The 21,441-nt window shown below is 55.0% G+C and carries 22 protein-coding genes; 12 read left to right on the top strand and 10 right to left on the bottom strand.

The features are described 5' to 3' along the window. Window positions 1-14 precede the first annotated feature (14 nt). Entirely contained in the window at window positions 15-737 is a 723-nt protein-coding gene (gene yjfP / locus EnteroDNA1_RS16110; protein WP_069303557.1) for an esterase, read from the top strand. A 168-nt stretch (window positions 738-905) separates the two neighbouring features. On the opposite strand, the gene yjfY is transcribed toward yjfP, so the two are convergent. Continuing rightward, on the bottom strand, window positions 906-1,181 hold the full coding sequence (yjfY, locus tag EnteroDNA1_RS16115; RefSeq protein ID WP_010427445.1) for a DUF1471 family protein YjfY: 276 nt from the start codon (window positions 1,179-1,181) through the stop codon (window positions 906-908). A 341-nt stretch (window positions 1,182-1,522) separates the two neighbouring features. Here yjfY and rpsF point away from each other — a divergent pair, with 341 nt between their 5' ends. Genes rpsF through rplI form a run of 4 tightly spaced genes read left to right on the top strand, consistent with a single transcriptional unit; the run spans window position 1,523 to window position 2,962 of the window. Then, entirely contained in the window at window positions 1,523-1,918 is a 396-nt protein-coding gene (rpsF, locus tag EnteroDNA1_RS16120; protein ID WP_014068637.1) for a 30S ribosomal protein S6, read from the top strand. A gap of 6 nt (window positions 1,919-1,924) precedes the next feature. After that, window positions 1,925-2,239, top strand: coding sequence for a primosomal replication protein N (priB, locus tag EnteroDNA1_RS16125; protein ID WP_008502895.1), 315 nt, complete (start codon window positions 1,925-1,927; stop codon window positions 2,237-2,239). 4 nt (window positions 2,240-2,243) lie between these two features. Next, window positions 2,244-2,471, top strand: a complete 228-nt coding sequence (gene rpsR / locus EnteroDNA1_RS16130) for a 30S ribosomal protein S18 (protein ID WP_000135199.1) — start codon at window positions 2,244-2,246, stop codon at window positions 2,469-2,471. Window positions 2,472-2,512: 41 nt separating this feature from the next. After that, window positions 2,513-2,962, top strand: coding sequence for a 50S ribosomal protein L9 (gene rplI / locus EnteroDNA1_RS16135; RefSeq protein ID WP_023310148.1), 450 nt, complete (start codon window positions 2,513-2,515; stop codon window positions 2,960-2,962). 67 nt (window positions 2,963-3,029) lie between these two features. On the opposite strand, the gene EnteroDNA1_RS16140 is transcribed toward rplI, so the two are convergent. After that, complete coding sequence (locus EnteroDNA1_RS16140) at window positions 3,030-3,674, bottom strand: OapA family protein (RefSeq protein ID WP_047646484.1); 645 nt, start codon at window positions 3,672-3,674, stop codon at window positions 3,030-3,032. A gap of 233 nt (window positions 3,675-3,907) precedes the next feature. On the opposite strand from EnteroDNA1_RS16140, the gene fklB reads away from it, so the two are divergent. Together fklB and cycA are read left to right on the top strand one after the other, a co-directional pair. Beyond that, window positions 3,908-4,528, top strand: coding sequence for an FKBP-type peptidyl-prolyl cis-trans isomerase (gene fklB / locus EnteroDNA1_RS16145; protein WP_008502892.1), 621 nt, complete (start codon window positions 3,908-3,910; stop codon window positions 4,526-4,528). A 310-nt stretch (window positions 4,529-4,838) separates the two neighbouring features. Further along, complete coding sequence (gene cycA / locus EnteroDNA1_RS16150) at window positions 4,839-6,248, top strand: D-serine/D-alanine/glycine transporter (RefSeq protein ID WP_048977313.1); 1,410 nt, start codon at window positions 4,839-4,841, stop codon at window positions 6,246-6,248. Window positions 6,249-6,344: 96 nt separating this feature from the next. On the opposite strand, the gene ytfE is transcribed toward cycA, so the two are convergent. Then, on the bottom strand, window positions 6,345-7,007 hold the full coding sequence (gene ytfE, locus EnteroDNA1_RS16155) for an iron-sulfur cluster repair protein YtfE (protein WP_033144474.1): 663 nt from the start codon (window positions 7,005-7,007) through the stop codon (window positions 6,345-6,347). A gap of 244 nt (window positions 7,008-7,251) precedes the next feature. Between ytfE and EnteroDNA1_RS16160 the strand changes: the two genes are divergently transcribed. Beyond that, window positions 7,252-8,901 carry a methyl-accepting chemotaxis protein gene (locus EnteroDNA1_RS16160; RefSeq protein ID WP_033144475.1) on the top strand — a complete coding sequence of 550 codons (1,650 nt, stop codon included), beginning with the start codon at window positions 7,252-7,254 and terminating at the stop codon, window positions 8,899-8,901. A gap of 87 nt (window positions 8,902-8,988) precedes the next feature. On the opposite strand, the gene EnteroDNA1_RS16165 is transcribed toward EnteroDNA1_RS16160, so the two are convergent. From EnteroDNA1_RS16165 to EnteroDNA1_RS16175, 3 genes are all read right to left on the bottom strand, one after another. Further along, a complete protein-coding gene (locus tag EnteroDNA1_RS16165) occupies window positions 8,989-9,954 on the bottom strand; it encodes a DMT family transporter (protein WP_069303558.1) in 966 nt (321 codons plus the stop codon). Between the two features lie 75 nt (window positions 9,955-10,029). Further along, window positions 10,030-10,854: an AraC family transcriptional regulator gene (locus EnteroDNA1_RS16170; protein ID WP_064673129.1), complete on the bottom strand. Its 825-nt coding sequence runs from the start codon at window positions 10,852-10,854 to the stop codon at window positions 10,030-10,032. A 48-nt stretch (window positions 10,855-10,902) separates the two neighbouring features. After that, a complete protein-coding gene (locus EnteroDNA1_RS16175; protein WP_231926976.1) occupies window positions 10,903-11,946 on the bottom strand; it encodes a GlxA family transcriptional regulator in 1,044 nt (347 codons plus the stop codon). Between the two features lie 620 nt (window positions 11,947-12,566). On the opposite strand from EnteroDNA1_RS16175, the gene EnteroDNA1_RS16180 reads away from it, so the two are divergent. Then, window positions 12,567-14,021: a beta-ketoacyl synthase gene (locus EnteroDNA1_RS16180; protein WP_231926977.1), complete on the top strand. Its 1,455-nt coding sequence runs from the start codon at window positions 12,567-12,569 to the stop codon at window positions 14,019-14,021. 85 nt (window positions 14,022-14,106) lie between these two features. Here the strand turns inward: EnteroDNA1_RS16180 and EnteroDNA1_RS16185 are convergent, their stop codons facing one another. After that, window positions 14,107-14,955 carry an SDR family oxidoreductase gene (locus tag EnteroDNA1_RS16185; RefSeq protein WP_033144480.1) on the bottom strand — a complete coding sequence of 283 codons (849 nt, stop codon included), beginning with the start codon at window positions 14,953-14,955 and terminating at the stop codon, window positions 14,107-14,109. 84 nt (window positions 14,956-15,039) lie between these two features. Between EnteroDNA1_RS16185 and EnteroDNA1_RS16190 the strand changes: the two genes are divergently transcribed. Further along, window positions 15,040-15,426, top strand: a complete 387-nt coding sequence (locus tag EnteroDNA1_RS16190) for a winged helix-turn-helix transcriptional regulator (RefSeq protein WP_069303560.1) — start codon at window positions 15,040-15,042, stop codon at window positions 15,424-15,426. Window positions 15,427-15,980: 554 nt separating this feature from the next. On the opposite strand, the gene EnteroDNA1_RS16200 is transcribed toward EnteroDNA1_RS16190, so the two are convergent. Further along, entirely contained in the window at window positions 15,981-17,924 is a 1,944-nt protein-coding gene (locus EnteroDNA1_RS16200; RefSeq protein WP_064673132.1) for a bifunctional 2',3'-cyclic-nucleotide 2'-phosphodiesterase/3'-nucleotidase, read from the bottom strand. Window positions 17,925-18,114: 190 nt separating this feature from the next. On the opposite strand from EnteroDNA1_RS16200, the gene cysQ reads away from it, so the two are divergent. After that, window positions 18,115-18,855, top strand: coding sequence for a 3'(2'),5'-bisphosphate nucleotidase CysQ (gene cysQ / locus EnteroDNA1_RS16205; RefSeq protein ID WP_023310160.1), 741 nt, complete (start codon window positions 18,115-18,117; stop codon window positions 18,853-18,855). On the opposite strand, the gene EnteroDNA1_RS16210 is transcribed toward cysQ, so the two are convergent. Then, on the bottom strand, window positions 18,849-19,406 hold the full coding sequence (locus EnteroDNA1_RS16210; RefSeq protein ID WP_033144484.1) for a YtfJ family protein: 558 nt from the start codon (window positions 19,404-19,406) through the stop codon (window positions 18,849-18,851). The two genes, cysQ and EnteroDNA1_RS16210, sit on opposite strands and share 7 nt — an antisense overlap. Window positions 19,407-19,730: 324 nt before the next feature. On the opposite strand from EnteroDNA1_RS16210, the gene EnteroDNA1_RS16215 reads away from it, so the two are divergent. Next, window positions 19,731-19,937 carry a DUF1107 domain-containing protein gene (locus tag EnteroDNA1_RS16215; RefSeq protein ID WP_008501430.1) on the top strand — a complete coding sequence of 69 codons (207 nt, stop codon included), beginning with the start codon at window positions 19,731-19,733 and terminating at the stop codon, window positions 19,935-19,937. A gap of 71 nt (window positions 19,938-20,008) precedes the next feature. On the opposite strand, the gene EnteroDNA1_RS16220 is transcribed toward EnteroDNA1_RS16215, so the two are convergent. Continuing rightward, window positions 20,009-21,346, bottom strand: coding sequence for a hemolysin family protein (locus EnteroDNA1_RS16220; protein WP_032662457.1), 1,338 nt, complete (start codon window positions 21,344-21,346; stop codon window positions 20,009-20,011). Window positions 21,347-21,441: the final 95 nt, after the last annotated feature.

Genomic DNA, 21,441 nt, shown 5'->3' on the forward strand with positions numbered 1-21,441 from the left:
GCACAGGGTCGACAATGATTGAAATTGAAATACGCCACCTCGGCGACCATGAAATTTTACACGCGATGCCGGCGGGTAAACGTGATAAACCGCTGCCTGTTGTCGTTTTTTATCACGGGTTTACCTCATCGAAGCTGGTTTACAGTTATTTTGCGGTAGCGCTGGCGCAGGCGGGTTTTCGCGTGGTGATGCCAGATGCACCCGACCACGGCGCACGCTTTACGGGTAATGAACAGGCGCGGCTGGGTCAGTTCTGGCAGATTCTGCACGGGAGTCTGACCGAGTTTGCCGGGCTGCGCGATGCGCTTTATGGGGCAGGGCTGGTGGCCGACAATCGTCTGGCGGTAGCCGGGGCATCGATGGGCGGTATGACGGCGCTGGGGATTATGACGCATCATCCTGAAGTGAAGTCTGTCGCCTGTCTGATGGGCTCGGGTTATTTTACTTCGCTGGCGAAGACCCTTTTCCCCCCTCAGGATTTAACGGAAATGACCGCGACGCTGGCAGAGTGGGAAGTGACCCGGGCATTACCGCGCGTGGCCGATCGCCCGCTGCTGCTGTGGCACGGTGACGCGGATGATGTGGTCCCGCCCGAGGGAACCTTCCGTCTGCAGCAGGCGTTAATGAATGAAGGGCTGGACGGTAATCTGACCTGCCTGTGGGAACCGGGCGTCCGCCACCGCATTACGCCAACGGCGCTGGACGCCACGGTGGCGTTTTTCCGCCAGCACCTGTAAACGCGCAGGACTTGGATGTCCTTATCTTCCCGCTTGTGGAGGATCTTTGAGGGGCTATTTGACCGGTGGTATTCCGGAGCCATTCACAAAAAAAGCCCCCGGGCAGGGGGCAACGTCAACTATGGCTATGTTCTCGTTGTTGGCTTTCCTGGTGCTAGCGTTAAAGCGTTATCGGTAAATATCTGCACTGGCGTGCATGTTGCCGTTGCTGCCGGGCTCACGCGTTAACATCACGTGGTAATAGGTTGCGCCCTGCGCATCGGTTTCTTCATTTAGTGCCTGATCTGCTTCACTTTCCGTGGCGAAATTATGATTGATGTAAATTACGCCCAAGCTTTGCACATCATCCATGTTTCTGGCCTGTCGGCTGTCTATCTTGATGGCTGCCATCGCGTTTGCACTGAGCAAAAGCGCAGCCATTATGGCTAATGCGATTTTTTTCATGATATGCGCTCCACGACTACGTGCTGCGAGAGGGGGGATGCTCCTTCTTTAATTCAGGCGATCTCTGATTAAAGTGTAATCACTCATCCGGCGGGGATGCGTGACCATTTCTGATGCAGTTGTTCAAAAAAACAACGCTTCCGGGTGTGACCAATTTTAAATCACCCACTTAGACCCGCTTCGCGCTTTGTGCGAATTATTTGTGCAATCAGCTTGAGTTTCCAGGGGCGCGCAAGTATTATGACGCGTCAATTTTTCAGCCGACCTTTAACACGTTCCTTGCCTCCCCGGGCCTCGGCTGACCCAGACAGGAGGCTGAATAATCCGTAAGGAGCAATTCGATGCGTCATTACGAAATCGTTTTTATGGTCCATCCTGACCAGAGCGAACAGGTTCCGGGTATGATCGAGCGTTACTCTGCTGCCATCACTGGTGCAGAAGGTACGATCCACCGTCTGGAAGACTGGGGCCGCCGTCAGCTGGCTTACCCGATCAACAAACTGCACAAAGCACACTACGTTCTGATGAACGTTGAAGCGCCGCAGGAAGTGATCGATGAGCTGGAAACTACCTTCCGCTTCAACGATGCCGTTATCCGCAGCATGGTTATGCGTACCAAAAACGCAGTTACCGAAGCATCTCCGATGGTTAAAGCGAAAGACGAGCGCCGTGAGCGTCGCGATGATTTCGCAAACGAAACCGCAGATGATTCTGATGCTGGGGATTCTGAAGAGTAATTTCTGATGACCAACCGTCTGGCGTTGTCCGGCATCGTATGCAGGGCTCCCCTTCGAAAGGTCAGTCCATCAGGAATTCCGCATTGCCAGTTCGTGCTTGAGCATCGTTCTGTGCAAGAGGAAGCCGGGTTTCACCGGCAGGCGTGGTGCCAAATGCCCGTTATTATTAGCGGACACGAAAACCAGGCCATTACTCACAGTTTAACGGTCGGTAGCGCAGTAATCGTTCAGGGGTTCATCTCTTGCCACAAGGCAAAGAACGGCCTGAGCAAAATGGTTCTGCATGCCGAGCAGATTGATTTGATAGATTCTGGAGACTAGCCATATGGCACGTTATTTCCGTCGTCGCAAGTTCTGCCGTTTCACCGCGGAAGGCGTTCAAGAGATCGACTATAAAGATATCGCAACGCTGAAAAACTACATCACCGAAAGCGGTAAGATTGTCCCAAGCCGTATCACCGGTACTCGTGCAAAATACCAGCGTCAGCTGGCTCGCGCTATCAAACGCGCTCGCTACCTGTCCCTGCTGCCGTACACTGATCGTCATCAGTAATCGGGCACGGTCCATTAATACGACTTTAAGAGGATAAGGTAATGCAAGTTATTCTGCTTGATAAAGTAGCAAACCTGGGCAGCCTGGGTGATCAGGTTAACGTTAAAGCGGGTTACGCACGTAACTTCCTGGTTCCACAGGGTAAAGCTGTTCCAGCTACCAAGAAAAACGTAGAGTTTTTCGAAGCACGTCGCGCTGAACTGGAAGCCAAACTGGCTGACGTTCTGGCGGCTGCTAACGCTCGCGCTGAAGCAATCAACGCACTGGGCACCGTTACCATCGCGTCTAAATCAGGCGACGAAGGTAAACTGTTCGGTTCCATCGGTACCCGCGATATCGCTGATGCAGTTTCTGCAGCAGGCGTTAAAGTGGCTAAGAGCGAAGTTCGTCTGCCGAACGGCGTTCTGCGTACCACTGGTGAGCACGAAGTTGACTTCCAGGTTCACAGCGAAGTGTTCGCTAAACTGGTTGTTAACGTTGTAGCTGAGTAATTTTTTACTCTGCTCACGTTGAAACGCCGGCCTTGTGCCGGCGTTTTGCTTTTTACAGATCCGGGTCTTAACGCGCCCTGATGAAACTGCCGTCTGGCTGGCGGGTAAACAGTACCTGTTGTCCACTTCCCGTATCAATCGTTAACCCTGTCACTACCCCGCTGGCATTCTGGCGAATCTGTACCATCTGACCATTCTGCAGGTTACTGAGCGGTTTACCCGCACCTTCCACCTTCGCCATGGCATACACGTCGGTTGGCGGCAGGTTGTGGTCGCGGAACAGCTGCGCCAGGGTTTTGCCCGGCTCTACGCGATAGGAACGCCACTGTTGCTCAATACCGGTAGGCTGTTGCGCCTGAGGCTGAGACGGGGCGGCGGCTTGATCCTGCGGCTGTTCATCCTGAATGGGCTCTGGCTCAACCGGCGCGACCTGACCCGGATCGTTAGACGGGGTGACGAGCTGCGTCTGCATCGGCTGTGCGTCAGGCTGAGGCCGCGTCTGCGACTGAATGTCCAGTTGGGCATTGCGGGTGACGGGTGCGGTATCGACATCATCGCCCCCGGAAGGAAGCAGGAAGCCCACGATCACCATCAGCGCGCCAATGATGATCCCTCTGCGATGCAGAGGAGGCAGCGGGTCCATGATGCGAAAATTGTCCGGCGCCTGCCAGATTTTCGCCAGGGTAGGTTTCAGTTCAAATCGCCCGGGCATGGCACTCCTCCTGCTCCGCGTATTTTTTATCCTGTGTCCCGAAGTATAGTTTGCTAACTGCCTGAACGGCGTAGTAAACCCGACATCCGTGACATCAGTTCGGGATTAATCCTGGTTATCTCTATTGTTTCTGTTTCGTCGCGGTTTGTCACCTTAACTTCAGACAAAGTTTTACCCATAAGGGCATGGCTGATATGCTGCCCGCTACTTTAAATGTGATGGAAGGAAAACCCATGACCACCCCGACTTTTGACACTATCGAAGCGCAGGCAAGTTACGGTATCGGCTTGCAGGTAGGACAGCAGCTGAGCGAATCCGGCCTGGAAGGTCTGTTACCAGAAGCGCTGGTGGCGGGTATCGCTGACGCGCTGGAAGGCAAACAGCCTGCCGTTCCGGTAGACGTTGTGCACCGTGCGCTGCGTGAAATCCACGAACGTGCTGACGCCGTGCGTCGCGCGCGCTTCGAAGAGATGGCAGCCGAAGGTGTGAAATATCTGGAAGAGAACCGCGAGCGTGAAGGCGTGAACAGCACCGAGTCTGGTCTGCAGTTCCGCGTGATCAATCAGGGCGACGGCGCAATCCCGGCGCGTACCGACCACGTTCGCGTGCATTACACCGGTAAGCTGATCGACGGTACCGTCTTCGACAGCTCCGTGGCGCGCGGCGAACCGGCTGAATTCCCGGTCAACGGCGTGATCGCAGGCTGGATCGAAGCTCTGACCCTGATGCCGGTCGGTTCCAAATGGGAACTGACTATCCCGCATAACCTGGCCTACGGCGAGCGCGGCGCTGGCGCGTCCATTCCGCCATTCAGCACCCTGGTCTTTGAAGTCGAGCTGCTGGAAATTCTGTAATCGACTTTTCTTATTTCCTCTTCCCGGTTGGGGAGAGGAAATAGTGTTAAAACCTATAGTTACGACGTAATCAATATTTTATCTTGCAAACGAAACTGTTGCGTGTATTTTTGTGAGCTGTTTCGCGCTGTATGAGTGATATGACACTCACTTTCAACATATTATTAACATAATATCTAAATCATAGTATTCATCCCGCCGATTCTTACCTAATATCGATTAGCCCTTACAAGGGAACGTCATCTTTTGACGTATTTAAAGGCCAGAAGAGCCTTAACAACACAGACAGGCATAAACAGGAAAATATCACATGGTAGATCAGGTCAAAGTCGTCGCCGACGAAGAGGCGTCGTCTGAACAGTCGCTACGGCGCAATCTCACTAACCGTCATATTCAGCTCATTGCGATTGGGGGTGCCATCGGTACCGGGCTGTTTATGGGGTCAGGCAAGACCATCAGTCTCGCTGGGCCGTCGATCATATTCGTTTATATGATCATCGGTTTTATGCTCTTCTTCGTGATGCGTGCAATGGGTGAACTGCTGCTCTCGAACCTCGAATACAAATCCTTTAGCGACTTCGCTTCTGACCTGCTCGGGCCGTGGGCGGGCTATTTCACCGGCTGGACCTACTGGTTCTGCTGGGTCGTTACCGGTATGGCGGACGTCGTGGCGATTACCGCCTACGCGCAGTTCTGGTTCCCGGGGCTGTCGGACTGGGTCGCCTCGCTGGCGGTCATTGTTCTGCTGCTGAGTCTTAACCTCGCCACCGTTAAAATGTTCGGTGAGATGGAGTTCTGGTTCGCGATGATCAAAATCGTGGCGATTGTCGGGCTTATCGTCGTGGGTCTGGTGATGGTGCTCACCCACTTCCAGTCGCCAACGGGCGTTCAGGCGTCGTTTACCCATCTGTGGAATGACGGCGGCTGGTTCCCGAAAGGCATTAGCGGCTTCTTTGCCGGCTTCCAGATCGCGGTTTTTGCTTTCGTGGGCATTGAGCTGGTGGGCACGACGGCAGCGGAGACCAAAGATCCCGAGAAGTCTCTCCCGCGCGCGATTAACTCTATTCCGCTGCGTATCATCATGTTCTACGTCTTCGCGCTGATCGTCATTATGTCCGTGACGCCGTGGAGCTCCGTGGTGCCAACCAAGAGCCCGTTCGTTGAGCTGTTCGTGCTGGTAGGCCTGCCTGCTGCCGCGAGCCTGATTAACTTCGTGGTGCTGACCTCTGCTGCCTCGTCTGCCAACAGCGGCGTATTCTCCACCAGCCGTATGCTGTTTGGTCTGGCGCAGGAAGGCGTGGCGCCGAGCGCGTTCGCCAAGCTGTCGAAGCGCGCGGTACCGGCAAAAGGGTTGACCTTCTCCTGCATGTGCCTGCTGGGCGGCGTGGTGATGCTCTACGTGAACCCAAGCGTGATTGGCGCGTTCACCATGATCACCACGGTCTCTGCGATCCTGTTTATGTTCGTCTGGACCATCATCCTCTGTTCATACCTGGTGTACCGCAAGCAGCGCCCGCACCTGCATGAAAAATCGATCTACAAGATGCCGCTGGGCAAGCTGATGTGCTGGGTGTGCATGGCGTTCTTCGTCTTCGTGCTGGTTCTGCTGACGCTGGAAGATGATACCCGTCAGGCACTCATCGTCACGCCGCTGTGGTTTATCGCGCTGGGGCTGGGCTGGGTGTTTATCGGTAAGAAACGTATGGCAGGCGTAAGGTAAAAGCAAAACGGCAACTTCGGTTGCCGTTTTTAGTTTTTGCACCCTCTCCCCGTGGGAGAGGGCCGGGGTGAGGGCATTAGGCCGCAGCGGCCTTTTTTATTCCCCAGCTAATGCCCGCGGGAACAGAACGTTGTTCTCAAGACTGATGTGTTCCATCAGGTCGTCAATCATCTCGTTAATGCCGTTGTACATCGCTTTCCACGTTGTGCACGCTTCTGGCGGCGGCGTGACGTTGTGGGTGGTGTGTTTGATCACTTCCAGCAGCTCACCCGCATCATCGTGCTCGCTTTCCATCACGCTGATAGGCCCCATCGCCTGGCTTCCCATTCCCTGTTTAATCATCGGGAAGAGGATCTGCTCTTCTTTCATCATGTGGCTGGAAAGCTCTTCATGCAGCAGGGTCAGGTATTTCGCCAGACCGCGCGGTACGGAAGGTTTGTCGGCATGTACGCGCTCGACTTTGGTCGCCTGCAGGATCAGTTCCGGCAGCTGTTCACGGTGACGGTCATGGTATCGCACGATGATATGGTCGATGATTTCAGCGAGCGGGGCGGTTCGCCAGTCTTTGTCGACGGGCTGCCCGGCCAGCTGCGCCAGCTCTGCTTCAATCACCTCAACGTCCAGTTCCTTGCGTGAGGCCGCACGCGCCAGGGTTTGCTTACCGCCGCAGCAGTAATCCATATCGTATTTACGGAACAGCGCAGAAGCGCGAGGAATGGAGAGCGCCAGCTCGCCAAGGGGTTGGTCGCGAAAGGCCATAGCAGTTACCTCGTCATTAATAATATAAGATGCATATTAGATGCATCTTTAAGCCAGCGCTATAACCCTTTAGAGGGAAGGGGGAAAGTGAGATGCAGATCACAAAAAAATACCCCGTTTAACTCTCTGAATGGACTTAGGAAAGTGGTTTAGAAACTTTTTAAAGGTGTAGAAACAGTAAACAACCCGCCGCGCCTGCCGATATATCCACGTCAGACAAACCTGCATATAACAAAGGCAACGCATGTTTAAACGTATAAAAGTCATTACCCTTCTGATTTCGGTGCTGCTTGTGCTCGGCATCATGCAAGTGATTTCCGCGGGTATCTTTATCAACGCGCTGAATAACGATAAAGACAACTTCACCGTGTCGCAGCTCTCCAGCAAGAACGTGGCGGAGTTTACCGATGCGTGGATCAGCCTGAACCAGGCGCGCGTGACGCTGAACCGCGGGATGCTGCGTCTGCAAAGCAGCATGGCCTCTCAGATTAACGGTGGGCAGCTTAATGAGCTGGTCAACACGGCGAAAAATCTGCTCGCCGATGCGCAGGTCCATTACGATAAATACTATGCCCTGCCAAATACGCCGGGCCTGGACGAGAACCTGGCTAACCGGCTTGAAGAGCAGTACCGCATTTACTCTGCAACGCTGACGCAAATGAACGTCCTGCTGAGCCAGGGCAATCTGGAAGACATGTTCAAGCAGAATGCGGAGCAAAAGCAGACCGCGATGCAGGCGGTTTACCGTGAATGGCGCGAAGCGCAGGCAACGCTTACCGATAAAGGCATCCAGGACAATGAAAGCGACTACAAGCGCATCCTGTGGATCCTCTCTGCGGTTATGCTGCTGGTGATTGTGGTGATTATTTCCAGCTGGGTAGCCATGCGCCGCGTGCTGCTGCTGCCTCTGGAAGAGGTGATTAACCATATTCGCGCCATTGCGGCGGGGGATTTAACCCAGCCGATTCAGGCTGAAGGTAAGAACGAAATGGCTATCCTGGCGCGCAACGTTCAGGAGATGCAGGCCTCGCTGGCGAACACCGTGGGCGTGGTGCGTGAAGGTGCGGATACCATCTACACCGGTGCCGGTGAAATTTCTGCCGGCAGCAACGACCTCTCTTCCCGTACCGAGCAGCAGGCCGCGTCTCTGGAAGAGACGGCAGCCAGCATGGAACAGCTGACGGCAACCGTGAAGCAGAACGCCGATAACGCGCGTCAGGCTTCCCGTCTGGCGCTGGACGCCTCCTCAACGGCGAAGAAGGGCGGTAACGTGGTGGAAGGCGTGGTGCGTACAATGGACGAAATCGCCACCAGTTCCAGTAAAATCGCGCAAATTACTAACGTGATCGACGGTATTGCCTTCCAGACTAACATTCTGGCGCTGAACGCGGCGGTTGAAGCGGCGCGCGCGGGCGAGCAGGGCCGTGGTTTTGCGGTGGTGGCAGGGGAAGTGCGTACTCTCGCCCAGCGCAGCGCCCAGGCGGCGAAAGAGATCAAAGCGCTGATCGATGATTCCGGCGAGCGCGTGAACGCGGGCTCCCAGCTGGTCAACGAAGCCGGGGAGACGATGGCAGAGATCGTTAATGCGGTCACCCGCGTCACCGACATCATGGGTGAAATTGCCTCGGCCTCTGACGAGCAGAGCCGCGGTATTGACCAGGTGGGCCAGGCGGTAGCCGAGATGGACCGCGTGACCCAGCAGAACGCCTCGCTGGTAGAGGAGTCTGCGGCCGCGGCGGCGGCGCTGGAAGATCAGGCTGCACGCCTGAACGAAGCGGTGGCGGTGTTCAAAATCACCCGCAACCAGGCGGTCAAAGCGGCGCCGGTGAAAACCTATGTACCTAAAGCGCAGCCCGCAGCGGCGGCGTCTGAAGGGAACTGGGAAACGTTTTAACATCATGCCGGGTGGCGCTGGCGCTTACCCGGCCTACGAAACGGCTTCTTGTAGGCCGGGTAAGGCGGAGCCGCCACCCGGCAAAAATCACACCTCCGACGCCGGAACGACCCTCGGTTTTTCCGGCTTCGCTCTTACCGCCATCACCACTCCTACCACCAGCAGCGCGATGCCGCAGGCCGTGAATAGCGGCGGCAAGCTCTGGCGCATCAGGAAGGTATAAAGCAGTCCGGCCAGGGTTTCGAAGACAATCAGCGGCCCTAAAATGACCGTCGGCAGCTTCTGGCTGGCAATATTCCAGCACAGCGCGCCCACCCATGAGCACAGCACCGCAATCGCAACCATCAGGCCGATAAACACCCACGGTCTTGGCCCGAAGGGTTGGGCGAAGTCTGGCTGTTGATGGCCTAACCAGATGCACGCGCCGGCATAGCCCACCAGCGAGACGGGCAGCGTAACCAGCGCCTGCGCCGTCGCCCACATCATCGGGTGCTTGTCCGGGTTCTCCCGCAGCCAGCGCGCGTTGCGCAGGGCATACCATGCCCAGCACGCCACGGAAATGAACGCCAGCACAATGCCAGAGCCGTAACGCCACAGGTCAACATCCGCCTGCCCGTGACGCAGCTCGGCAATATTGACGCATACCAGCCCCACGGCGGTGCATACCAGCGCCGGCGCCATTTTTGACCACGCCAGTTTGCCATCGCGGTGGCTGTAGAGCCGGTTAGCAAAGACGGGGATGACGACCGGCAGCGTGCCGATAATCATGGTAGATACCGGCGCACCGGTACGCTGAATGGCACTCGCAAGGCAAACGTAGTAGATAAGATTGCCCATCATGGTCAGCGCCAGCGCGGTGCCCCAGTCCTGACGGCTGAGCTGACGCAAGCGCGCGCGTCCCAGCCACGCCAGGGGCAGAGCAATCAGCCCGAGCGCCAGATAGCGTCCGGTCGACTGCAGTATTGCCGGATACTCGGGCACGATCAGCGGGCCGACAAAAATAAGCCCCCACATCATCCCGGCCAGCAGGGCATACAACACTCCACTAATCATTTTTCCATCCACAGGTATTTACGCTGCATGCAGTGTAGGAGGGGAAAATGCGCGCGTATTGTATGAGATTGCGCATTAGCGCCGGGTGACCTGCTTCTGGTAGCGCACGGGCGTAATGCCGTAGCGGCGGGTAAACGCGCGGGTTAAATGGGACTGGTCGGTCAGCCCGGTCGCGGCTGCCACTTCGGCGGCGGGCATGCCGTGGGTGAGGAACGCTTTAGCGCGCCAGAGGCGAATGGCCATCAGCATCTGGTGCGGCGTAACGTGAAAATGGGCTTTGAACTGGCGCTGGAAGTGGTACGGGCTGAGCGAAACGACGCTGGCCAGCTCGTCCAGAGTCAGGGAGTGCATGTAGTTGTCGTGCAGGTACTCGCGCACGCGTTCGAAGCGGTGCGCGCCTTCCTGAATCACCGGCGCGTGATGGGCCAGCGGCTGGAAGGTCTCAATCAGATCCAGCAGTAATCCTTTTTGCGCAAGCGGCTCGTCCGTATGCCACAATCCGTAAATCAGCCTGCCGATTTGCTGCGAGCGCAGCGGGTCATGACGCGTGACATCGCTAAACCACCAGTGCCGGAGGCCGGTCACCTCTTCCAGCAGATCGGGTTCGATATAGACCATCCGGTAGCGCCAGCCGCCTTCGGTGGCGGATTCGCCGGTATGGATCTCGTCCGGGTTCATGGTGACGACGGATTTTTCCGCCGCGAGATGCTGGGTACCGCGATAGCGAAAGCGTTCGGCACCTGTTTCAATCGTGCCGATCCCGAAGGCTTCATGAGTGTGAGGCTCAAAGGCGTAGTCAGAAATATGCGCGTGATAAAGCTCCAGACCCGGCAACTGCGCCAGATGGCGAAAGCGCGCGCTGTCTCTTTCATCATTAAACTGTTCAGGTACGCCTTGCACGTTGAGCCTCCTCGTGGTCATCTTTTCATTATCAGAGATGACCGGAATTTATGCACTAAACATCTTTGCCCGGACGGTCTTACGGTAATCCCCCGGTGAAACCGTTGTTTTATGCTTAAACTGGCGATTAAAGTGCGCAATATCCTGATATCCAACCGCATTTGCAATCTCCTGAATACACAGATTGGTGGATTGCAGCATTGTCATGGCGGATTCAATTCTGGCGGTTAATAAATACTGCAGTGGGGACATGTCGGTGGCATTTTTAAAGCGGCGATTAAAGTTGCGCAAACTCATGCCAGCCATATCTGCAAGATTCTGCATGGATATATCCGAGGCGCAGTTGGCTTTTATCCAGATTTGAATTTGAACAATATCTTCATCCGGATGGGGTTTGTTTTCTTCACTGTAACACTGACGTTCAAACTGGCTACGAATTTCATGGAAAAATGTCCGTTGAGTATGTGTGGCTACACGTTTCCCGTATATCGTTTCAATAAAATGAATCGTCAGATCGGACAGGGCCTTAACGCTTGCGGCGCAGAAAATATTATCGGCCTGAGTGAGAAAATGCTTTGTCTGTAATTTTACGCTGGGGTAGTCACGCGAGAATTGTTTGAAGTAGTGCCAGTGGGTGGTGGCGGGCTTTCCGTTGAGCAATCCCGACTCTGCCAAAAAACAGCAGCCCGTTCCGACGGCGGCGATGCGGGTTCCTCGCGCGGCCTGCTCGGTCAGCCATTGCAGAAGTTCAGGCTGTTGTCTGACCACTGCGCGAGGGTTGCGCCACAGGGCAGGAAGATAGATCACGTCATAATGCCTGTCTGCGGCAAGGGTGGTATCGGCGGTAATGCTAAAACCACTGTGCGTCAGGATGGGCTCGCTGTTTATGCCAATGGTATTCACCTTCAGAATATTCTCCGGGCGACAGAGCCTGAAGGGTGACTTCTCCGGTTTGTGCGTGCCTGCGTGGGATGTTGTTTTTTGCTCAGCTAAATAGCTACTGGCTGCCGCTTTCCACATTTCAATCGGAAGACTGAGACCGGAACTTAGCATGCGTTCACATAACACAAATCCTATTTGTGTATTTGTCATTTTTGATTAATACCTGTTTTGACTATTATTTTTGGTAGCTCATCGTTGCCGTGGCCAAAAAAGTCAGCGTTTTGGCTGGATTTTCATATTAGCTTTTGTTGGTAATTTGTAAACTAATATCTGAAATTATCGCACTTGCTTAATAAAATAAATCCACGACCACGAGAGAATAAATTATGGTGAAATTACCCGTAATAACGGCTTTTGGCGGCTATGGTCCAGCTGGGCGTAGTTCTTCATATCATGCATTTCGTCGAATGATTATTGAGTCATTATCGGAAGAGGAACGGCAGGATACGTTATTATCGTTAGCCAACCTGATGGGCGTCCTTAAATATGATGAAGGTGGGTATTGCGACATTTCCGGTAAAAGATTTACACCTGCTCAGGCCGCCGCGAGGATAAAAGACGAGGTGCTTGAGGGAACCCTTATCAGAAATATTACGCGCGACTACTTTGATGTCGATGCTATTGCCGGCCATGCAAAATTGAATATGGCTTCAGGCGAAGAGGGATTCAGTTTTAATATATCTGCCAGGCAATTACCTCAACCCTTACCGGCGGGATGGCACGTTGAGGAATTAGCGGATCGGCGTGTCCGTATTACCGTTCAGGGAGAGATGGACTGCAAAATTGAGGCGTTGCTGCGCACGGAGGTTCAGGCTGCAGGGCTGTTGCCGCAGGGATTCCGTCCGGGCGACCATTACAATTCGCAGTTCCATCCGCGGGCGTTACAAATGGCGATTGTCGGAGCGTCAGACGCCATCAACGCGCTGGGGATCCCGTGGCGAGAGGTACAGGCCAAAATCACGCCGGATCAGCTCGGCGTCTATTCGGGCAATATCATGGGGCAGCTCGACGATTATGGCTTTGGCGGGATGCTGCAGTCGCGCCTGAAAGGCCATCGCGTCAGCGCCAAACAGTGCCCGCTGGGCCTGAACAGCATGTGCGCCGATTTCCTCAATGCGTATGTGCTGGGTAGCGTCGGTCATACCAGCGCCACGCTGGGGGCGTGTGCCACGTTTCTGTATAACCTGAATGCGGCAGTTGAGGATATCAAAGCGGGGCGCATTCGCGTAGCCGTCGTTGGCAGCGCCGAAGCGCCGGTCACCTCAGAAGTGATTGAAGGATTCGATGCCATGGGCGCCCTGGCAACGGAGAGCAAGCTTAAGCACATTGATGAAACGGAAACGGCCGACTGGCGCAACAGCAGCCGCCCGTTTGGCAACAGCTGCGGTTTTGTTATCGCAGAATCCAGCCAGTATGTCGTGTTAATGGACGACGAGCTGGCGCTGCAGCTTGGCGCAGAGATCCACGGTTCGGTGGGGAATGTCTTCATCAACGCTGACGGCTTTAAACGCTCTATTGCGTCACCGGGGCCGGGGAATTACATCACCATGGCGAAAGCCGTAGCCTCTGCGGTATCGATGGCCGGGATAGAGACGGTGCAGAAGGGATCGTTTATTCAGGCGCACGGCTCAAGCACGCCGAAGAATTGCGTCTCCGAGGCCGATATTTTTGACCGCGTTGCGCAAGCTTTTTCGATTCGCGACTGGCCGGTGACGGCGGTGAAATCGTACCTCGGTCACTCCCTGGGCCCCGCCAGCGGCGACCAGCTTATCGGCTGCCTCGGCGTCTTCCGCTATGGTATTTTGCCGGGAATTAAAAGCGTGTCCCACATCGCGCCGCAGGTGAACAATGCGCGCTTAACCATTCCTCTTCAGGACTGCAAATTAGAGGAAGGCCAGGGACAAATCGCCTTTATTAATTCAAAAGGCTTTGGCGGTAATAATGCCACGGGGGTGGTTTACTCGCCAAAGCTTACCCATCAATGGTTGCGCAAACGCTATGGGGAAACGGTGTTTGCGAATTATCAGCAGCGTAACCGCCAGGTGCGACGTCAGGCTAACGCCTACGACGAGGCGGCCTCGCAGGGTGAACTCAATGTCATTTATCGTTTCGGCCAGCAGGGGATAAATGAGGAAGATATTAAGATTGATATGAATGGCATCACCATTCCCGGATTTGAAAAACCGATAACGTACGCGACGGATAAAGAATACCCGGACTTTTAATCGTTATATCTGATTTTATTATTAATAAATATGAGCGGGCCGGGTAAGGGAAATCACCCGGCCGCAGGAAAGAACGGTGACACCGTTAAAGAATGGCTTTAATGCTCTGCGCCAGCGGGGTCGTTGCGCGCCCGATCAGCTTGCTCAGCGTATGGCTATCGTCAAAGAGTCCCCCTTTGGACGCACCCACATCGGAGTCCGCCAGCATATCTGCCAGCCCGGCAGGCAGACCGACGCTTTTCAGCGCGGCGGCAAAATCCGCTTCACTGAGATTCTGGTAGGTTACCGGCTTCCCGCTCTGTTTGCTGAGTTCAGCCGCCAGTTCGCTCAGCGTCCAGCCGTGGTCGCCCGCCAGTTCGTAGACCTTGCCCGCGTGGCCCTCTTCTGCGATCACTTTGGCGGCCGCCGCGGCATAGTCGGCACGGGTGGCAGAGGCAATTTTGCCTTCGCCTGCCGCACCAATAAACACGCCGTGTTCCAGCGCAGGCGGCGCGCTCGCCAGGTAGTTTTCGGTATACCAGCCATTGCGCAGCAGGGCATAAGGGATGCCGGACGCCGCCAGCGCTTTTTCAGTGGCAACGTGTTCAACGTGCAGACCCAGCGGGGAGTTGTCCGCATGCAGCAGGCTGGTGTAGGCGATAAATTTCACGCCTGCCGTTTTGGCGGCGTTAATCACGTTCTGGTGCTGGGTTGCGCGCTGGCCGACTTCGCTGGAAGAGATCAGCAGCAGCTTATCCACGCCGCTCAGCGCGGCGGTGAATGCGGCTTCATCCGTGTAGTCCGCCTGGCGAACGACAATTCCCTGCTGGCTTAAGGCCTGCGCTTTCGCCGGGTTACGTACGATGGCCACAATCTGGCTGGCCGGTACGGTTTTCAACAGCTGTTCGATAACGAGATGGCCAAGCTGGCCGGTAGCGCCGGTAATCGCGATCATGATGAATCTCCTTCGTGTTTGTCTGGTGTTGTGGCACACTAGCACCATAGCTAACTTTTAGTAAGTACGTACAAAAAGGTAAGTATGAAAACAACGATACTGACGCTCAGCGAACAAATGCGCGATGGCAATCTTTTCGCGGAACAGTGCCCTTCACGCGAGGTGCTCAAACACGTGACCAGCCGCTGGGGTGTCCTGATTCTGCTGGCCCTGCGCCAGGGAACGCATCGCTTTAGCGATCTGCGTCGTAAAATGGGCGGGGTGAGCGAAAAGATGCTGTCCCAGTCACTCCAGGCGCTGGAGCAGGACGGGTTTGTCGATCGCGTGTCGTATCCGGTGGTGCCGCCGCACGTAGAGTATAGCCTGACGCCGATGGGGATTGAGGTCAGCGAGAAAGTCGCCGCGCTGGCGGACTGGATTGAGGTGAATACGCCGAAGGTGATGGCGAATCGGGACGATCGTGCGGCCTGATGTCTTCACCCTGACCTAATGCCTGCGTGGGCGACCCCCTCTCCCTTGAGGGAGAGGGCTGGGGTGAGGGGGGAACATATAACTCTGGTGGTCATTCCGTTCACTTTATGTTCCTTGCTTCTCTGTAACGACATGGCCTGTGAATGTGCCAGGGCGGCTCAATCGCCGCCGCCCTGGCGACCCGGGCTCCCGGCGGTAAATCGCCGCTTCGCGGATTGCTCGCCCCATCCCTGGGGCTCACCCTTTCAGGGCCAGCTCAGGCGCTGTCCAAAATTGCTCCCGGCAATTTTGTCCTCAGCTTATTCCTTCAGGCTATCGGGTCGGGCATGAGCCTGCATCCCTGCAGGCCACGCCCTCTCGGCGCATCCTTGCGCCTCGCCCCGGCCTTGCGGAAACGCTTCGGCGATTTACAACCGGACCAGGGCATCGCTGCAATTCATTAATTTTTCTGAAGAAATATTCATCGCTTCGAGTTGGAAAATTACTGAGGACCCCTCTCCCATAGGGAGAGGGAACAAACACGAAAAACGGCAACGTATGTTGCCGTTTTGTTTTTACTTGCTCAAATCCACCTGATAAATCGCGAACCCGATATCATCCGTTGCGACCTTCTTCATCGGATACTGGGCTTTATCCTTGATAAACGCGGCTGCTTTATCGGATGGCGACGTTTCAAAGCGGATATCCAGTTTCGTATCGCTGTGGATCGGCGCGAGACGCCAGTTGTTGTCCACCGCCGGATGAATTTCGCCCGCCTTCTTCGACTCCGCGCTGATCCACGCCGCCAGCACCGAGCGGTTCTCATCCGGCGAGGCAAAGGCGATGTGGCTATCTCCCGTACCGGCAAACTTACCGCCGTAGGCGCGGTAGTTATTGGTCACGACCAGGAAGGTGGCATTCGGGTCGATCGCCTTGCCGTTGAAGGTCAGGTTTTTGATGCGCTCCGCCTGCGGGTTGATCGCCTGACACTCGCCGTCATATTTCGCCGGCTGGGTGACGTCAATCTGGTAGTTCACGCCGTCGATCACGTCGAAGTTATAGGTACGGAAGCCGTCCCAGTTAATCAGCGACTGCGGCTTACTGCTGTGCGGGTCAATCTGGTTAAACTGTCCGGCAGAGCACTCCAGCCACTCTTTCACCTCCTGGCCCGTCGCTTTTACCACCACCAGCGTGTTCGGGTAGAGATAGAGATCGGCGGCGTTACGGAAGGTCAGCTGGCCCTTTTCGACTTCAACATAGCTTGCCGGGTCGTTCTTACGCCCGCCCACCTTGAATGGCGCAGCCGCTGACAGAACCGGCAGTTTTGCCAGATCCGGATCGCCCTGCACAAAGTGTTCCGCATAGGCTTTCTGCGCCATGTTGACGACCTGAACGGTCGGGTCGTCCTGCACCAGCGCCAGGAAGCTGTACATGTTATCGGCGGATTTGCCGATCGGCTTGCTGACGAATTCGCGCGTGGCGTCGTGATCGTGCTTCAGCACGTCGACCAGTTTTTTATCTTCCGCCGCCAGAGATTTTTTAGCCGCAGCGTCGTAAATCGGGCGCGCTTCGGCTTTTGACTGCGTCACCTTCCAGCTGCCGCCGTCGTTATTCAGCACCAGATCCACCACGCCAAGATGGTCGCCCCACATGCCCGGCATCACCGAAGGCACGCCGTTGAGCGTCCCTTTCTCAATGTCCGCTCCTTTGATGCTGGCGAAATCTTTGCCCGGGAAGACCGCGTGGGCGTGGCCGAACAGGATCGCGTCGACGCCCGGGACTTCACTCAGATAGTAAACGGAGTTTTCTGCCATGGCCTGATACGGATCGGCGGAGAGACCCGAGTGGGCGACAACGACCACCAGATCGGCGCCTTTTTCGCGCATTTCCGGCACGTATTTCCGCGCGGTTTCGGTGATGTCGTTAACGGTCACTTTGCCGTCGAGGTTGGCCTTATCCCACGTCATGATCTGCGGCGGCACAAAACCGATATAGCCGATTTTCAGCGTCTGTTTTTTACCGTCCTGGTCGACGACGTTTGTCTCTTTAATCAGGTAAGGGGTAAAGAGCGGCTTTTGCGTCTTAACGTCGATGATATTGGCGTTAACGTACGGGAATTTCGCACCGGCCAGGGCGTCATGCAGGTATTTTAGACCGTAGTTGAATTCGTGGTTGCCGAGGTTGCCGACGGTATAGTCCAGGGTGTTCATCGCTTTATAAACAGGATGGATCTCGCCTTTTTTCAGCCCCCTGGTCGCCATGTAATCCCCGAGAGGACTGCCCTGAATGAGATCGCCATTGTCGACCAGCACGCTGTTTTTCACTTCGCCACGCGCCGCATCGATCAGGCTTGCCGTGCGTACCAGGCCGAATTTTTCCGTCGGGGTATCTTTGTAGTAATCGAAGTCCATCATGTTGCTGTGCAGATCGGTCGTTTCCAGAATACGCAGATCTACCGTCGCCGCCTGTACGCTTGCTGCAATCAGCGTCGCCAGAAGCGTTGCACTAAACTTAATCATCAGAGGAGTCCTTTTTTCGATGCAGAGCACAAAAGAGTATGTATCTATAGCTTGTTGCTTACAGAAATGTGAATCCTGACAGAAAAAAGTAACCTGAAACCGGAATTGCTTCACAGATAGCGGAATTGTTCACATTACGATATAACTAAAACAAAGAGTTAACCTCACTGCGTTAACAAAGAGGTGGAAAATGCTAGATAAAATTTGTCAGCTCGCACGGGATGCGGGAGATGCCATTATGCAGGTGTATGACGGCAGTAAACCTATGGAGGTGGTCAGCAAAGCCGACGACTCTCCGGTCACGGCGGCGGATATCGCGGCGCATAAGGTGATCCTGAAAGGATTACAGGCTTTAACGCCGGATATCCCCGTTCTGTCAGAAGAAGCGCCGCAAAGCTGGGACGAGCGCCAGCACTGGCAGCGTTACTGGCTGGTCGATCCGCTGGACGGGACAAAAGAGTTCATCAAGCGCAACGGTGAATTCACCGTCAATATCGCCCTGATTGAGAAGGGCAAAGCGGTGCTGGGCGTGGTCTACGCGCCGGTAATGAAGGTGATGTACAGCGCTGCAGAAGGGAAGGCGTGGAAGGAAGAGTGCGGCGTGCGCAAGCAGATCCAGGTGCGCGATGCGCGTCCACCGCTGGTGGTGATTAGCCGCTCGCACAGCGACAGCGAGCTGCAGGAGTACCTGCAGCAGCTGGGTGAACACCAGACCACCTCGATTGGCTCATCGCTGAAATTCTGCCTGGTGGCGGAAGGCCATGCGCAGCTCTACCCTCGCTTTGGGCCAACCAACGTCTGGGATACCGCGGCAGGTCATGCCGTTGCCGCGGCCGCCGGGGCGCACGTTCACGACTGGCAGGGCAAGCCGCTGGACTATACCCCGCGCGAATCCTTCCTCAACCCCGGCTTCCGCGTCTCTATTTACTGAGCCAGCAGCTTATGCAGCAGGTCGACAACCTGCTGCACCTCTTCCTGGGTTAACGCGCCGTCTTTCGCCCACTGTACGCGGCCCTCTTTATCCAGCACGATAATCGCGGAGCTCTCTTCTTCCAGCTGCCAGGCCTTACGGGTTACGCCGTTGCTGTCGACGATAAACTGCGACCACGGGTAGAGCTTTTTATTGCTCTCAAGGCTTGAGCGCACAAACATCCCGGAGCCCGGAATGGCGTCGTCGGTGTTGACAATGGTGGTCGTCTGGTAGCGGTCGTGAGGGAACTTTGCGGCCTTAATTGCTTCCACCAGGGTAGCATTTTTCTCTTTTGCGGATGTACGACCGGCAATATGTTGTACAACTCTCACTTTGCCCGCGAGCTGCGCGCTATTCCAGGGTTTGTAGCTAAACTTATCATTGTCGAGAATCAATTCTCCCCGGTCAGCAATGCCGACTGGCGGTACACGTTGTCCTTTTTCAATGTTGTGAGCGGAAGCCCACAGGGGCAGCAGCAGGCAGGCTGCTGCAAGGATATTACGTAGGGTCATGGCGTTTCCTTATTGTTTGCAGGTGATCCGACCACTTGGTCTTGCGCTTTTAATCATAAGTGCGATCAATGGGGTTTTCCCGCAATCCCGATGCCAGTTTGCGGGCGAACGCACATATCCATGAAAAAACGACGGCTTATACTGCGCCCGGTCACGCTTTGCAAAGATTATTCTGAATAATTGTAATCAAACGGTAAATAAACTTATGCACACTGGGTAACACCGTAGTTCTGGTCTATAGTCATTGGGCATTAAAATTTGCGCTCAGGACAGTCGGGCCGATTGTGGCACCGCAAGAGCGTATGATTCGCAGGAGATACAAGAATGAAAATTTTCCAACGCTACAACCCGCTTCAGGTGGCGAAGTACGTGAAGATCCTGTTCCGTGGACGGTTGTACATCAAGGATGTTGGCGCTTTTGAGTTTGATAAGGGCAAGATCCTTGTCCCAAAAGTGAAGGACAAACAGCACCTGTCTGTGATGTCCGAAGTCAACCGTCAGGTTATGCGTCTGCAGACTGAGATGGCTTAACCAACGTGCTATGCAGTAGTTAAAAAAACGGCTCCCAATGGGAGCCGTTGATGTTTGTAGAGGCTGGTACTTTACGCCGACACCTTCTCTTCCGCGTCCGGCAGCTTCGGTACCAGTACGGTCGGTTTGTTATCGATGCGCGTCACCAGCAGCTGGTCGATGCGGTAGTTATCAATATCCACCACTTCAAACTTGTAGCCGGAGAACTTCACCGAGTCGGTACGTTTCGGGATCTTACGCAGCATAAACATCATAAAGCCGCCGATGGTCTCGTAGTTGCCGGACTGCGGGAACTCGTCGATATCCAGCACGCGCATCACGTCTTCAATCGGTGTGCCGCCATCAATCAGCCACGAATTATCGTCACGCTGAACAATCTGCTCTTCCAGCCCCTGGCCAACCAGGTCGCCCATCAGCGTGGTCATCACGTCGTTCAGGGTGATAATACCCACCACCAGCGCGTATTCGTTCATGATAACCGCGAAGTCTTCCCCGGCGGTTTTGAAACTTTCCAGCGCTTCTGAGAGCGTCAGGGTGTCCGGCACAATCAGGGTATTGCGGATCTGCACGCCGCTGTTGAGCGCCAGGCTCTGGTTTGCCAGCACGCGGTTCAGCAGGTCTTTGGAGTCGACGTAACCGATGATGTGGTCGATATCTTCATTACAGACCAGGAACTTAGAGTGCGGATGCTGCGCTACTTTGTTCTTCAGGCTCTGCTCATCTTCATGCAAATCGAACCAGATAATGTTTTCACGGCCCGTCATGGAAGACGGCACGGTACGGGATTCCAGCTCGAACACGTTCTCAATCAGCTCGTGCTCCTGCTTGCGCAGCACCCCGGCCAGCGCGCCGGCTTCCACCACCGCATAAATGTCGTCAGAGGTGATGTCGTCTTTACGCACCATCGGCAGCTTAAAGATGCGGAAAATGACGTTCGCCAGGCCGTTGAAGAACCACACCAGCGGACGAAACACGTACAGACAGAAGCGCATCGGGTTGATGATACGCAAAGCCACAGCTTCTGGCGCAATCATACCGATGCGTTTCGGGGTCAGGTCTGCAAAGAGGATGAACAGGCCGGTTACCAGCGAGAAGGAGAGGATAAAGCTCAGCTGTTCGGCCAGTTCAACGGACATGTACTTAACAAACAGACTATAAAACGCCGGGGAAAACGCCGCATCACCCACGATACCGCCGAGAATGGCGACCGCGTTGAGGCCAATCTGCACCACGGTGAAGAACATCCCGGGGTTTTCCTGCATTTTCAGGATGCGGGTAGCATTGATGTTGCCTTCATCGGCAAGCAGCTTCAGTTTGATTTTACGGGACGCGGCCAGCGAGATCTCAGATATCGAGAAAAACGCGCTGACGGCAATCAGACAAAGTATTACTAAAATACTGTTTAACATAGTTTATCCGGCTTCTCGCCAGATCCTCAGAAGGGGAGTTGATACCATTTGTGTGAAAACACATTGAAAATCAGCTCGTAGCGTTGAGCCGATTA

It is taken from the genome of Enterobacter sp. HK169 (assembly GCF_001719105.1).
GTDB classification, from domain to species: domain Bacteria; phylum Pseudomonadota; class Gammaproteobacteria; order Enterobacterales; family Enterobacteriaceae; genus Enterobacter; species Enterobacter asburiae_B.

What these genes read in the sequence shown, in the direction of transcription:
- yjfP (WP_069303557.1), top strand. Translation starts at nt 15, where the DNA reads ATGATTGAAATTGAAATACGCCACCTCGGCGACCATGAAATTTTACAC.
- yjfY (WP_010427445.1), bottom strand. Translation starts at nt 1,181, where the DNA reads ATGAAAAAAATCGCATTAGCCATAATGGCTGCGCTTTTGCTCAGTGCA.
- rpsF (WP_014068637.1), top strand. Translation starts at nt 1,523, where the DNA reads ATGCGTCATTACGAAATCGTTTTTATGGTCCATCCTGACCAGAGCGAA.
- priB (WP_008502895.1), top strand. Translation starts at nt 1,925, where the DNA reads ATGACCAACCGTCTGGCGTTGTCCGGCATCGTATGCAGGGCTCCCCTT.
- rpsR (WP_000135199.1), top strand. Translation starts at nt 2,244, where the DNA reads ATGGCACGTTATTTCCGTCGTCGCAAGTTCTGCCGTTTCACCGCGGAA.
- rplI (WP_023310148.1), top strand. Translation starts at nt 2,513, where the DNA reads ATGCAAGTTATTCTGCTTGATAAAGTAGCAAACCTGGGCAGCCTGGGT.
- EnteroDNA1_RS16140 (WP_047646484.1), bottom strand. Translation starts at nt 3,674, where the DNA reads ATGCCCGGGCGATTTGAACTGAAACCTACCCTGGCGAAAATCTGGCAG.
- fklB (WP_008502892.1), top strand. Translation starts at nt 3,908, where the DNA reads ATGACCACCCCGACTTTTGACACTATCGAAGCGCAGGCAAGTTACGGT.
- cycA (WP_048977313.1), top strand. Translation starts at nt 4,839, where the DNA reads ATGGTAGATCAGGTCAAAGTCGTCGCCGACGAAGAGGCGTCGTCTGAA.
- ytfE (WP_033144474.1), bottom strand. Translation starts at nt 7,007, where the DNA reads ATGGCCTTTCGCGACCAACCCCTTGGCGAGCTGGCGCTCTCCATTCCT.
- EnteroDNA1_RS16160 (WP_033144475.1), top strand. Translation starts at nt 7,252, where the DNA reads ATGTTTAAACGTATAAAAGTCATTACCCTTCTGATTTCGGTGCTGCTT.
- EnteroDNA1_RS16165 (WP_069303558.1), bottom strand. Translation starts at nt 9,954, where the DNA reads ATGATTAGTGGAGTGTTGTATGCCCTGCTGGCCGGGATGATGTGGGGG.
- EnteroDNA1_RS16175 (WP_231926976.1), bottom strand. Translation starts at nt 11,946, where the DNA reads ATGACAAATACACAAATAGGATTTGTGTTATGTGAACGCATGCTAAGT.
- EnteroDNA1_RS16180 (WP_231926977.1), top strand. Translation starts at nt 12,567, where the DNA reads ATGGACTGCAAAATTGAGGCGTTGCTGCGCACGGAGGTTCAGGCTGCA.
- EnteroDNA1_RS16185 (WP_033144480.1), bottom strand. Translation starts at nt 14,955, where the DNA reads ATGATCGCGATTACCGGCGCTACCGGCCAGCTTGGCCATCTCGTTATC.
- EnteroDNA1_RS16190 (WP_069303560.1), top strand. Translation starts at nt 15,040, where the DNA reads ATGAAAACAACGATACTGACGCTCAGCGAACAAATGCGCGATGGCAAT.
- EnteroDNA1_RS16200 (WP_064673132.1), bottom strand. Translation starts at nt 17,924, where the DNA reads ATGATTAAGTTTAGTGCAACGCTTCTGGCGACGCTGATTGCAGCAAGC.
- cysQ (WP_023310160.1), top strand. Translation starts at nt 18,115, where the DNA reads ATGCTAGATAAAATTTGTCAGCTCGCACGGGATGCGGGAGATGCCATT.
- EnteroDNA1_RS16210 (WP_033144484.1), bottom strand. Translation starts at nt 19,406, where the DNA reads ATGACCCTACGTAATATCCTTGCAGCAGCCTGCCTGCTGCTGCCCCTG.
- EnteroDNA1_RS16215 (WP_008501430.1), top strand. Translation starts at nt 19,731, where the DNA reads ATGAAAATTTTCCAACGCTACAACCCGCTTCAGGTGGCGAAGTACGTG.
- EnteroDNA1_RS16220 (WP_032662457.1), bottom strand. Translation starts at nt 21,346, where the DNA reads ATGTTAAACAGTATTTTAGTAATACTTTGTCTGATTGCCGTCAGCGCG.